Here is a 13412-nt window from a genome sequence, read left to right as displayed (position 1 = left end):
CTCCCGTCATTGAATTCACAAATCGGCATTAGCAAACTTATCGCTCTCGACTCTACTCTTTAGAGGATATCAAAATGAAGCGCTGCAGTATTTGGGCCGCAGTTCTTTCAGCGTCTGTCGCTGTTCCATTTGCTGGCTGTTCACACATGCCCACAGCCATGCTCCCTTCCTCCGCCAGGGAAAAAGTTCTGGACAGCAAAATGGCCGTTGCTCAGGATCTGGAAAACAAAAAAGAATTGGAAAAGGCCAAAAAAGCCTATGAATCCATTCATAAGGCTGATCCGGATCGGGCACTTGCCTGTCACCGACTGGCCATTGTGAGCTACCGACTGGGTGAGCGCGATGAATCTCTGGAGTATTTCAAAAAGGCAAAAGAGCTCACACCCGAAAATGCAAATTTGTTGAGTGATTACGGGTATGCACTTTACAAAATGAAAAAATATCCTGAAGCCGAAGAGGTTTTGAGAAAATCAGTTGCTTTGAGTCCCAAGAGTGAGCGAGCCACGACACGCCTGGCGACAGTGCTGGGTAGCCAGGGAAAAATGCAGGAGAGTTACGCTCAACTCTGCAAAATCAGTTCGCCTGCAGAATCGCATGAAATTATCGCTCACCTGCATGCAGAGCGTGGCGAGAAGCAACTGGCTTTGACACATTATCAAAAATCTCTGGCGATGAGTAAAAGAGATGCCAGCGGACTGGGATCGATCAAAAAAGGTTCCAAAGAATTTGATACGAATCTGAAGTTATTAAAGCGTGTTGAGCAGAACATTGCGCAACTTTCTACCGATCCTGCTTTGAAAGCTTCGATGTCTGATACGAGGATGGTGAGTCATTCACAGACCAAACCTGAGATGAAGACAGCTGGTCTGGAAAGAGATTCGTTTCGGAAAGTGAATGATTCTGCTGTAAACAAGCCGGAAATAAAAACTCAAGAGTCGCAGGTAAAAACGGAAGTTGCCGCTGCAAAAGAATCTCCATTCCGGACGATCCGAGATCGATTCCTGAAGGATAATAAAGACAACGGTGGTGAAAATCCATTCCTGGCGGATCCGATGTTGGCAAAATCTGCCTTCGATAAACCTCAGGTTGAAGCCTCAACAAAAGAACCAGAACAAACACCGGTGGTCGAAGTTGAAAAACTGATGGCTGAGGTGAAAAATCAGCCCAAAGTTCAGGAGAATGTCAGTTTCAGAAAGTTGACGGATGATGATGTGCAACGACTGGAAGACACTTCTTCTAGAGAGAAAAAGACCGTTGCTGTCGCCGCTGCTGAAACGCAGGTTGTTAACGTAGCCGTCCCATCAGAACAGACCAAACCCAAAAAGAAACGTTCCGCATTTGAATTGATGCGTGAACTGCAGAACGAACTGATTTCTGACTTTACTCCGCCTCAGCAGGAATCTTCTGCACCCCAGCCGGAATATCGTCTGGTGCAGCAGACAGAACCTCAATTTGACAAGCGAAATCCGTTTGAGAATGCCAATCATGTGGCAACTGTCAACTCACCATTTGAAGGGTCTGCAGTAACACGGATCGGTAAATGGAATCCTCTAGATCCCGATACGGTCAAAAGTGCTGGTGCTGGGAAAATCAATACTGTATCACAACAGGTTGAAATTCAGCCTGTTACACAAAGCCCAAAATTGGTTGTCCAGACGGCAAGCGTAAGTCAACCCCAGCAGGAGCTGATTCAACCGAACACGGCTGAAGCTTTATGCCCGGATGCCCGGGGGGAAGTCTTAAGCCTGGTGAGAGAGCTGAATTCGAATCAGGTAGCCGAACTGAAACAAGCCATCCAGAGACTGGGGGCAATGGAAGCCGAGGCTGCCGCTGCAGTGCCTGCTCTGCGATCTTTATCTTTGCATGACAACATGGGCGTACGAATTCAGTGTGCGTTCTCATTGTGGAAGATCGAAGGTAATACTGATGACTCGGTACCAACTTTGATTGATGCGATGAACTCGTCAGTCGAAAGTGACCGGTCATTTGCTGCAGCAGTTCTGGCTCAAATCGGATTTCATTCACAGGAACTGACTCCAATTCTGGTACGGTCTCTGTCAGATAGCAATGAATATGTTCGTCTGCATACGGCAGAATTACTGGCCCGCGATTCAGACTGGAAGTATCAGGCGAACAAAACCCTTGCCGATTGCCTGCTGTCGAAGGATGTGAATATCCGCTGGCTGGCCAGTTACAGTCTGGCAGATCTCAAGCCGGAAGACGATCATGTGATTGCTGCTCTGAGCATTGCTTTACAGGATAAAGCCAGCCAGGTTCGTGCAGGTGCCGCGTATGCTCTGGGGGAGATTGGACCATACGCTCATAAATCGATTCCTGAACTGCAGAAAGCTCGCTTCGATACCAATTCCGAAGTGCGAACTGCAGCCAAGAATGCCTTGAGCCGTGTTCGTCGTGTGACGCCACCATCGGCAAACTGAAAATCAAGCAGGCTCGTTTCTCTGCGGCTTCAAACTTGTGAATGCAGGTTTGAAGCCGTTTTTTTGGTCGGGGCGGATACTGATTCAATAGCGGTTCTGGAAAATGCCCGCACTGGTATTCACTGTCTGATATTGACTGCTCTGATTGGCGCCATTGAGTGCCACCCGCTGGGGAGAATTAGTTTGTGAGTCTGTTGAAAGGTGGCGTTCCAGTCGACCTTCCAGAGCCTCCTCTTTCTGTTCCATTTCCTGCTTTCGCAACCTTCGTTCACGTGTCGCAGCCAGTGCGCCCAGGCCAAAATAAGAAATCAGGCCAAAAACCCCCATCATCAGATAAGTGCTGTCTGCCGGAAGACTGGAGGTTGTTCCCGTGGCCATACCGAGGACAAAGATGCTGATAATCAGGATCGAAGTATGGCTCAGTAAAGGGCGTGTGCCTGTTTCTGCGAATGATCTTTTTCTAGAATGCGTCATAAGAGAAGTCAGTCCCGGCATGGTTCGAATTGGGGAATCAATACAATTTGGGCTTTCACGACTGGCCCGGTTCCCTTGAGCGATCTGGATCTGCTCATTTAAACTTAGTTCGATTCTTTGAGTGGGTCGAAAAAAAAAGGCCATTTCACTTCTTTTTGGGGGAAATGTGGTTGATCGTCAACTGATTTTCGGCGAGTTTTGATAGCACAATCATTCTGGTCGTTAAAATTGCTACTAAAATAATATCTGTTTCAGGAGAAGAGAGCGTCTGTGAAAATTGCTTTGGCACAATTAAATCCGACTGTCGGTGATCTATCCGGCAATTGTCAGAAAATTCTGGAAACAGTGAAACGCGCAGAACAAACCGGCGTCAATCTGGTTCTTTTTCCGGAACTGATTCTCTGTGGCTACCCTCCCAAGGACATTCTACTCAGGGAAGGTTTCATCGAAGCCTGTGATCGTGCAGTAGACCGTTTGGCAGAGCAGTTAAATCCTGAGATTGGTGTTATCATTGGTCACCCCACAGGACGCGATCTCCCCGATGGACGAATTGCCAATGCGGCCAGCCTGTTGTTCCAGGGAAAAGTCGATTCTCAGATTCATAAATTACTGCTGCCTAATTATGATGTCTTCGACGAGCAACGCTATTTTCGTCATGCAGATTTGAAACAGATCAAGCCAGTTACTTTTCAGGGGTTGAAGCTGGGTTTGCATATTTGTGAAGATGCCTGGTGGGCACAACCGGATACCTTCTATCACAATCAGCCATTCGAACTCCCGGATCCCGTCAAAATACTCGCAGAAGCCGGCTCAGATTTACTGATTAATATTTCTGCCAGTCCCTTCGAAATTGATAAACGAAAGCGTCGACAGCAGATTGTGGGTGCGCATCGGGATCGATACTCGATTCCTTACCTGTTTGTGAATCAGGTTGGGGGAAATGACGATCTTGTGTTTGATGGTCATAGTTTTGTAATGGATGCTACCGGTGGCCTGATCCTGCAGATGCCAGGCTTTAAAGAAGACCTCCAGTACTATGAGACAGACCAGACAGCCGCTGGGAAACTGGAGGAGATTCCTGCTTTATCCCGGGAAGAACAGCTTTTTGAAGCTCTGGTTCTGGGTCTGCGGGACTATATGCAAAAGTGTGGATTTACAGACTGTGTTCTGGGGCTGTCTGGTGGAATCGACAGTGCACTGGCCTGCGCGATTGCTGCAGAAGCAATCGGACCCGAGCAGGTGCATGCGCTGCTGCTACCCAGTCGATACAGCAGCGATCACAGTGTTGCTGACTCACTGGAGCTGGCAGAAAACCTGGGACTCGATTACGAGACCATTCCCATTGATTCGGTACATCTTGCTTTTGAAAATCTACCTGTGATCGGAGCGGATTTAAAACTTGAGCCGGCCGGTCTGGCGGACCAGAATTTACAGGCACGTATCAGAGGTGCAAGCGTGATGGTCCGCAGCAATCAGCATGGCTGGATGGCATTGGCGACAGGAAATAAGAGTGAGCTGGCCATGGGGTATTGTACGCTGTATGGAGATATGGCGGGTGGTTTTGCAGTGTTGTGTGATGTTTTCAAATGCGACGTCTATCGAGTCTCAAGGTATGTAAATCAAAGAGCGGGAAGAGCGGTGATACCTGAAAACATACTCGAAAAAGCACCGAGTGCAGAATTGGCTCCGAACCAGGTCGACCAGGATTCACTGCCGCCTTACGATTTACTGGATGGAATTCTGAAAGGACTGATTGAGGACGAGCGATCTGTAAAGAGCCTGGCGAAAGAGTATCCTCTGGAAACCGTATGCTGGGTGGCTGGTCGTCTGGATCGGAATGAATTCAAACGGCGACAGATGCCTCCCGGAATTAAGCTCTCTGCACGCGCATTTGGGTCTGGACGCCGCATGCCGATGGCTGCCCGATTTCAATGGGATGAAGAGTAATATCTAACACAGATCTGATGACACCCTGACTTCTGATGTAGGACTACGTAATGAAGAACTATCTCTGGATTGTGACCTCGATTCTGATATTGGTCTGCTGTTGTCATCAAGGCCAGATGGCCGATGCCCAACATTTGCCTTCTGCTTCGCCGGAATCGATGGGTATGGATCCCGGACGACTGGCACTGATTGACTTTGTCGTTCAACGTGGTCTGGAACGAAATTCCATGCCTGGCGCAGTCGTGTTGGTGGGCTATCAGGGAAAAGTCGTTTTTCTCAAAGCATACGGTGATCGACAAGCCCAGCCTGAAAAACTAGCGATGACAACGGATACAGTATTCGATCTGGCGTCTCTTACCAAACCCATTGCGACAGCGACGAGCATCATGCAACTGGTCGAGCAGGGTAAAGTACAACTCAGCGATCCGGTTGCGAAATATATCCCTGAGTTTGCCGTCAACGGAAAGCAGGACATCACTGTCTATCAGTTGCTAACACACCAGGGGGGATTAATCCCCGATAATTCGATCAAGGATTATCAGGATGGCCCGGAAAAAGCGATGGAGCGTATTTATGCACTGAAGCTATACTACGAGCCGGGAACCCGCTTCGCGTATACCGACGTTGGTTTTATTCTGCTGGGCGATATTGTAAAACGCGTAACGGGACAGTCGGTGCATGAATATTCGCAGAAACATATTTTTCAGCCACTGGGAATGACCGAAACAGGTTATCTTCCTGCAGCGGGATTGAGGAAGCGTGCGGCGACCACTCAACAGCGCGAAGGACGCTGGATGCAGGGGGAAGTACATGATCCACGGGCATACAAGCTGGACGGTGTCGCTGGACATGCTGGACTGTTTTCAACAGCCGAGGATCTGGCGGTTTATGCGCAAGCTCTGTTGAATCAGGAGAGTTCTGCAGAAAAACAGTTGTTAAAACCGGAAACCGTCGACTTGATGACCCGGGGTTATCAAGTCGTTGACATTCAGCGAGGGCTGGGCTGGGATGTTCTTTCAGGGTATTCATCAAATCGGGGTGATCTCTTTTCCCATCAGGCATTTGGGCATGGTGGCTTTACGGGAACTTCTCTCTGGGTCGACCCGGCACAGGATCTGTTTGTGATCTTTCTGAGTAACCGGGTTCATCCTGATGGCAAGGGATCTATCAACTCGCTGGCAGGACGCATTGGTACCATCGCGGCAGCGGCGATCAGACCGAGAGCAGATATCCACACTTCTGAAGCATCTTCCAGTGATAGCTTGAACGTACTGACGGGAATAGATGTGTTGCAGGCAGAGCAGTTTAAGTCATTAAAAGGCCTGCGAGTTGGCTTGATCACAAATCATACAGGACTGACCCGGGATGGAAAAAGTACGGTACAGATATTGAATGATGCTCCTGAAGTCAGTTTGAAGACGCTGTTCAGCCCTGAGCATGGATTCGCAGGCAAACTGGATGTGTCAAAGATAGGCGATACCACTGATCAAAAAACAGGCCTGAAGGTTTTCAGTCTGTATGGTAAAACCCGAACTCCTACACCTGAAAGTTTGCAGGATCTGGATGTCCTTGTGTTTGATATACAGGATGTCGGTGCCCGGTTTTATACCTATCTTTCTACCATGGGAAATGCCATGCGGGCTGCAGAGCAGCAGGGGATTCGCTTTGTCGTGCTGGATCGTCCGAATCCGATCAATGGAGTCGATTTCTCCGGACCGGTTCTGGATGACGGTTCGCAGTCTTTTGTCGGCTATCACCGTATCCCTGTACGTCATGGTATGACGGCGGGGGAACTGGCGCGCATGTTTAATACGGAGATGAAGATCGGTGCGGATCTGCAGGTTATTCCCATGCGGAACTGGAAGCGCGAAATGTACTACGATGAAACCGGTTTGACCTGGGTTAACCCCTCGCCCAATATGCGGAGTCTGAACGAAGCAGTTCTCTATCCTGGAGTAGGCTTACTTGAAACAACCAATCTTTCAGTGGGGCGAGGAACTGATACTCCTTTCGAATGGATTGGTGCTCCCTGGCTCGACGGAATGCAACTTGCCCGGGAATTGAATCGCTCGGGGCTGCCGGGGATACGATTCGTGCCTGTTCAGTTCACACCCGCATCCAGTAAGTATGCTGGTGAATTATGTGGCGGCGTGAATTTCATTGTGACTGATCGAAGGCGGTTTCAGTCAGTAAAGGCGGGGCTCGAGATAGCCTGTCAGCTACGCAGGTTGTATCCGGAGCGTTGGGAAACAAAATCGTTTAATCGTCTGTTGGGAAATCAGAGCGTATTTGATGCCATCGTCTCAGGCAAATCAGTCTTGCAAATACAGGCTCTGTTTCAACAGGACCTCGCCGAATTTGGATTTCGTCGTGCAAAGTATCTCTTGTACTGAGTGGGGTGTATTTATCCTTGCTTCAGTGCTGTCTTACCACTCACTGGTATCAAAGATGACCTCTTTAGACCCGATGATTTCGGAATCAAAATCTTCCACTAATGCCTGATCTTTATTTGGATAATTCAGCTGATTGAGTACATACTTCAGGCAATTGACCCGCGCGCGTTTTTTATCATCTGATCGAATTACAGTCCAGGGACAGGCTTTGGTGTCTGTTGCCATGAACATCGCGTTTTGGGCTTTAGTATATTCATCCCAGAGCCCCAGGCTTTTGACATCAATCGGACTGAGTTTCCATTGCTTCAACTTATCCGTTTCGCGTGCTTTAAACCGGCGGAATTGTTCTTGACGACTGACTGAGAACCAGAGTTTAAACAGGTGAATACCAGAGTTCACGAGCATATTTTCCAGTTGAGGTGCTTCACGCAGAAAAGTATGGTGTTCCGTGGGACGACAAAATCCCATGACTGGTTCAACGACGCCGCGGTTGTACCACGAGCGATCAAAAAAGACGATTTCTCCTTTGGTTGGCAGGTGTTCGATATAACGCTGAAAATACCATTGTCCCTGTTCGTTGTCATTTGGTTTTGGTAACGCAACCACACGGGCACCACGAGGGTTCAGGTGTTCCATAAAACGCTTAATCGTCCCTCCCTTACCTGCAGCATCACGCCCTTCAAATAACAGTACAATTCGCTCCCCATTCAATTGAACCCAGCGTTGCAGTTTCAGAAGTTCGATTTGAAGTCGGGTGATCTCACGCTCATATTTTTTCCGCTTCAATTTGGTTTGATAGGGATAGTGTTCACAAAGAATCTGACTTTTTTCGGCCGACTTCACCTTTTTCTGGATCGCTTCAGGAACGATGTCTTGGGGAAGTTTCAGGTGGTAGGTGACAGGTAAGAGTGAGCTGTCTTGTGACTTTTTTTCTGACTTTGAACCCATGAGTTGACCTGTGTTAGAGTGTTTTGAATCAGAACGGAAAGTATGAGAATCGTGATCAACGGCCTTCATTATGAAGTTCTAATGAGAAAAGAGAAGCCCGTTCACTGCTGGATCGGGACTATTTTCGACCGAAATAAATGGTTAGATTGCTGTAAGTGATTTTTGGGTAATAGTTTGTGGTGAGTAGTTTTCAGGGGGCTTTCCCACGTATTGCCGAGTGGTGCTTGATCTGTCTGAGGAGATTCAAAAACTTCCTCTTGCAGCAAAACTGCCTTTTTTTTAGTCTTCCTACCGCATTTCAAGAGTTCTACCCCCCGTTGCAAAAATCAAAATTCATCTGCCGACCATTGTACCATTCACAATTCCGTGAAGACTCAGGTCGCCCCGAAAAAAAATCTCAGGAAAGTAAAGCCGATATGTGGAGATCTATTCTCATCACAGGCATGTTAGTTGTGGTGTGCGGCACAGGAGGTCGTCGTTGCTTTGCACAGGAATTTCGAATTCGCACAACGGTATATCAGCACCAGCAGGCAACAGATCCCATCATCGTATCCCGCAGTGTTTCGATTTTCCACGCTGAGAAAGTTTATGATCATGTTGATGGATTAGGTGAAGTGACGATCTTTGACCCGATCCAGAAAAAACTCATTCTGTTAAATGAGTCCCGTATGATAAAAACGGTGATCAATTTTGATGAAATCAAGCATCTGTTGAATGTGGCAAGGCATCAGACGCAGGAATATATTCACGATCAAATAAAAAGAGAAGAATCTACGGGTAAGGCAATTGCTTCCCGGCTAAAATTTCAGTTGGATCCTTCTTTTGAAACTCAGTTTGACAGCAATAAAAACCAGTTGACACTGGAGAGCAAACTGATCAATTACCGTGTGCAATGTGTTGCCTCTGATCAGCAGGCCTCGGTCGAGAACTATCTTCGATTTGCTGACTGGATGGCACGCTTAAACTATGTTCTCCATCCCTATACGCTGCCACCTGCATCGCGAATTACATTAAATGAAGAACTCAGGACCCGAAATCTGATTCCCATTGAAGTGGAGTTGCAGACACGTCTGGAAGAGAAACTGCACCTGCGAGCCGAGCACAAAATTCACTGGAAGCTGGATCACAAAGACCGTGGCCTGATCCACCATTGGGAAACGCTTCGCAAGAACAAAGATGTGAATTCCATCACCATCCAAGAGTATCTCAAAAACCAGTTTGCAAATTTGAGAAAATGATTCTGGTTTTCGAATTGGATTGAATCAGGATTGCGTGGGGTATTATTTACCGATCACAGGTATAGTTGCCGGTGGTTCATACCATTCAATCTTCTCTTCCAGCAGACTGGAAAGTCGGCTCAAATTCTGATTGAGATAATCTATCAGCGCCTGGTCTTTGTGTGGCTTCCAGTCGTACTGTAATAATTCCTGATATGCTTCTTCAGGAGTTTTCTTTTGCACCAGCATGCGATAGGCGGCGATGACACCACCAGTTCGCTGGGCCCCTGCCGCACAATGGACCAGGACTGGCTTTCCTGCTTTTTCACATCGCATGATTTCTGCAACTGCTTCCGCATAATCTTCGACGTCTCCTGTACCATCACCAATCAGATGCAGAACCTGGTGGTCAATGTGCAGTTTTTTTGCAGTTTCCACTTCGGTTTTCAGATAAGGTTTCTGCAGGTCACTGCCGTTCAACGCAATGACTTTCTCGATCTTATTTTCACTGAGTACCGGTTCAATCAGGTAACTGGAAATCTGTCCGCTGCGATAGATTTTTCCCTGCTCCACGACGCCAAAGCGTTTCGCCACGACCCGGTCTTCCAGAAGTCCTTCCCAGATCAGGACCCCCGCACCAATCAGAACGCTGACAAGGAGAGAGATTTTGATCAGTTTATGCTGGCGAGTGGGTTTACTGGCGTGTTGCACAGCCGCATCCTGCTCAGTGCTGGTACTCATTTTTATCCTCGCTGGTTTAACGCCGTTTCGCTGATTTCCAGGGATTCCTGACCCCGGACCCCTGGCATTGTAGTTGAAGACTGCGTCATCTGAACAGAGGAAAATCAGCTCTCATACCCGCAGGAATCAAGCAGCTTCAAACGGACTGGCATTCGCACTGGGGAAGTATTTACACATCAGAATTCCCAGTTCGTAGAGCAGAATCAGAGGCATCATCATCAGGATCATACTCATCGGGTCAGCCGGCGTCATGAGCATGGAAATGATAGCAATGATCAAGACGGCCATACGCCGTTTCTCATGATAGTCCTGCAGAGTGAATACGGAGATACGTTCCAGAAACAGCATTACGAGTGGGAGTTGGAAACTGAGCCCGAACATCACAGGCAATGTGATCGCAAAACTGATCCACTCGGAAAGGCGAATCTGCGGGTTAACACCCAGTAGTTTATTAAAGCCGAGCAGGAAGTTGAGGACGAAGGGGAAGACGGCATAAAAACAGAACAGTGCTCCACCCAGGAATAGAAAAATACTCATGGGCAGATAGATGTAGACGTATTTACGCTCATGGGGATAGAGACCAGCCGCCACGAACAGCCAGATCTGATAGATCACCCATGGACTGGCAAAGACCAGACCTGCGACAAAGGAGACCTTAAGATAAATTGTGGTAAATGCTTCCTGCACCGCCAGAGTGACAGGTTCGGCCATCGTCTCTTCCAGGCTGTCGATCCGGTATTGATAATCGCGGAGAATTTTTTGCAGTGCTTTGGTTTCTGCAGTCTGTGGCTGTTTACTGTTCAGGCTTGCTATCAGCTCATCAATACTGGCAGACTGACTGGCATCAGGATTTTCCGGGTCTTCGGCGATTTGATGTGGGAGTTTATCCAGATTGTATTCTCTCAGAGCAGAATCAATGGGGGCACGGACAACGGCCACAATTTTGTGACCAATAAATAATGCGCCCACAACACAAATCGCAAGTCCAATTAATGCTTTCCATAAATGAATGCGAAGGGCTTCGAGGTGATCCCCAAAGCTCATTGTGGATTCATCAAATAGATCGTGAGACTGTGGTTTCATCTGACTTTGCATTCTGGAGAGACCAACACCAAACAGCATCACCACGATCTACGTTGTACGGGATGAGCGGTAACGGCATCAGTAAAATGAGCGGGTACTGTTCAGAACAAATGGAACAATGTAACTGGCTCCTGAAGAATTCACGATATTGCAGGAATGTGAATCAGGAGTACCCACTCCATTTGCCCGCTGGATGAGCAGGAGGGAAGAGCGGTGGTAACGAGTACTATTGTAAACAACCAGAACACGCTGTCAACCAGAGGTATTCTGAAGATACAGAAATCAGGGAGTTGCCGGTTCTGCAGGGCCAGCTTCCATCGCAGGATCCGCCGCTTCAGGATCTTCAGGGGCTGCGGCATTCTGTTTCTCCTCAGACTCGATGATTCCGTGTGCCTCGATGGAGTAGGCCATGAAATTGATTACGACGATAAAAAGGGTCCAGGTGAGCATGGTCTTGCCCATTTCTTTATCCTTTGTGGCATAACTCCAGCCCTTTCCAAACGCATAAATCGAGATGAAAAAACCAATTACGCAATGTAGTGGTCCATCATTTTTATACAGCTTTATGAGACTGATTATATAACAGACGAACAGGGTGAGGAATGCGATGCCGAACAGGACCCAGACCAGCATTAAAGGCAAATACGGGGTCACAAAATAGAAAATGGTACCGATCCCGGCCCCTCCAAGCACCCCAATTACTGCGAGTTGTATGGGAGGAGTGATATTGTCGTCACTCTTTTCGCGGTCAGCTTTCGAAACATATTTTGTTTCTGTCAGCTTGGTAATCAGGTTCAAGTCAGGCTTGCAATGCACTGCCAGCAGGCCATTGACCCTGGCGTTATAAATCAATGTCGGAGCGTAGAACAGACAGGCAAGCCCCCACAAAATAGAAGGCATGATCAATACTGAAGCGTCAAGTTCTGCGGGTGTTTTGCCAAGAAATGGACCTTCCACAAAATCTTTGATCTTGTTTTCTTCTGCGTATTCCTTTGCACCATTGTCTCTGGCAATTGATGAGTTGTAACGGACATTCGAGAAAAAGGTGTTTAAATCATTACCGCTAACCGCTCCAATAGCAGCCAGGCAGCCAATCACCGGCAGGTTGGTAATCACGAATACAAAACACCAGAACATTGCTGGTTTCACGAGCTTGAGAAAGATTTTTCCCAGTTTATGCATCATCCAGCCTGGTGTGGAATCCGCCATAGTCATGTGTGGAATGGCCAGTGGAAACATCAGAAAGGTAGGTATAAAACCCGCGGCGATCAGAATTGCTCCTGTTGGGGTTGAGCCATTTGAAATGAAATAATACCCGAGAGGCCCCAGGATTGCTTGTGCTGGCAGACTGAACAGGACAACCCAGAAAATGAATTTCATTCCTAATGCTGAACACAGGAAAAAGTCAAAGTTGATGCGTTTCAGTTTATCCTTTTTCTGTAATGCATACCGGACAACTTCAGTCTGAATAAACCAGATCCAGCCGGGAATGGCCATGATGGAAACAAATGCGATAAATCCCCAGAACGCACGAGGAGGAGTTCGATGGCACCACATCACCATGAAGATGGCGCAGAAAAACAATGTGCTCGCAATGGACGAATAAATGAATGTCTTGACCGCCAGTCCTTTATGATTTTTTAGAAACGTGTAGGCGTCTCCCCAGGATTTTGAATAAAACTCTTCAACCGCAGGTCCTTTGCGTTTTCGCTTGCGACGAGTTGCTTCACTCATGCGACCCGTGCTCAGTTCAACACCGCAGTAAGAACATTCAACATCATCTTCTTCAACATCCTGTCCACACCGCGGGCAGATTTTTGATGCCTTGTCTTCGATTTTATCAATATCCAGCGTCGCCAGAAAATCATCTGTATCTGCTGGCTTGCTGCGTTTTCTTTTCGGTTTTGCAGCAGTGACTTTGACAGGAGCGCCACATTCTTTACAACGTACTCGTTTCCCTTCAGCTTCATCTCTGACGGAAAAGGAAGTATTACACTCTTTGCAGCGAACCTTGATGGGCATGTAAGACCTTTGAGATGTTTAGTGAGATCCCGCGAAATCAATCCCAGTCGACCTGCCCCTGAAAGGTGTTTTCATCCGGTTACGGATCTGGGGGTGCTAAAAAAGTATGGTCGACTCTTTGTTTTCCAATTATCAACAGAGCATGGGGC

9 protein-coding genes are annotated in these 13412 nt (G+C 47.7%); 4 read left to right on the top strand and 5 right to left on the bottom strand.

The genetic code is table 11. The features are described from left to right. The first annotated feature begins 146 nt into the window (after window positions 1-146). Entirely contained in the window at window positions 147-2438 is a 2292-nt protein-coding gene (locus ACN0YH_RS21960; protein WP_417381741.1) for a HEAT repeat domain-containing protein, read from the top strand. A gap of 84 nt (window positions 2439-2522) precedes the next feature. Here ACN0YH_RS21960 and ACN0YH_RS21955 read toward each other — a convergent pair whose 3' ends face one another. Further along, entirely contained in the window at window positions 2523-2912 is a 390-nt protein-coding gene (locus ACN0YH_RS21955) for a hypothetical protein (protein ID WP_417381740.1), read from the bottom strand. 270 nt (window positions 2913-3182) lie between these two features. Here ACN0YH_RS21955 and ACN0YH_RS21950 point away from each other — a divergent pair, with 270 nt between their 5' ends. Both ACN0YH_RS21950 and ACN0YH_RS21945 read left to right on the top strand, forming a co-directional pair. Continuing rightward, entirely contained in the window at window positions 3183-4859 is a 1677-nt protein-coding gene (locus ACN0YH_RS21950; protein ID WP_417381739.1) for an NAD+ synthase, read from the top strand. Window positions 4860-4909: 50 nt separating this feature from the next. After that, complete coding sequence (locus ACN0YH_RS21945; RefSeq protein ID WP_417381738.1) at window positions 4910-7252, top strand: exo-beta-N-acetylmuramidase NamZ domain-containing protein; 2343 nt, start codon at window positions 4910-4912, stop codon at window positions 7250-7252. Between the two features lie 33 nt (window positions 7253-7285). Here ACN0YH_RS21945 and ppk2 read toward each other — a convergent pair whose 3' ends face one another. Beyond that, the gene (ppk2, locus tag ACN0YH_RS21940) at window positions 7286-8200 is read right to left on the bottom strand and encodes a polyphosphate kinase 2 (RefSeq protein WP_417381737.1); all 915 of its coding nucleotides are present in this window, start codon (window positions 8198-8200) and stop codon (window positions 7286-7288) included. A gap of 416 nt (window positions 8201-8616) precedes the next feature. On the opposite strand from ppk2, the gene ACN0YH_RS21935 reads away from it, so the two are divergent. After that, window positions 8617-9438, top strand: coding sequence for a hypothetical protein (locus tag ACN0YH_RS21935; RefSeq protein ID WP_417381736.1), 822 nt, complete (start codon window positions 8617-8619; stop codon window positions 9436-9438). 42 nt (window positions 9439-9480) lie between these two features. Here the strand turns inward: ACN0YH_RS21935 and ACN0YH_RS21930 are convergent, their stop codons facing one another. The 3 genes from ACN0YH_RS21930 to ACN0YH_RS21920 form a co-directional block, all read right to left on the bottom strand. Continuing rightward, a complete protein-coding gene (locus ACN0YH_RS21930; protein WP_417381735.1) occupies window positions 9481-10158 on the bottom strand; it encodes a dual specificity protein phosphatase family protein in 678 nt (225 codons plus the stop codon). Window positions 10159-10284: 126 nt separating this feature from the next. Next, the gene (gene tatC, locus ACN0YH_RS21925) at window positions 10285-11241 is read right to left on the bottom strand and encodes a twin-arginine translocase subunit TatC (protein ID WP_417381734.1); all 957 of its coding nucleotides are present in this window, start codon (window positions 11239-11241) and stop codon (window positions 10285-10287) included. A 282-nt stretch (window positions 11242-11523) separates the two neighbouring features. Further along, entirely contained in the window at window positions 11524-13263 is a 1740-nt protein-coding gene (locus ACN0YH_RS21920; protein WP_417381733.1) for a hypothetical protein, read from the bottom strand. Window positions 13264-13412 lie beyond the last annotated feature (149 nt).

This window comes from Gimesia sp., assembly GCF_048262075.1.
Lineage (GTDB): Bacteria > Planctomycetota > Planctomycetia > Planctomycetales > Planctomycetaceae > Gimesia.
This window is presented reverse-complemented; position numbering and strand designations above follow the sequence as displayed.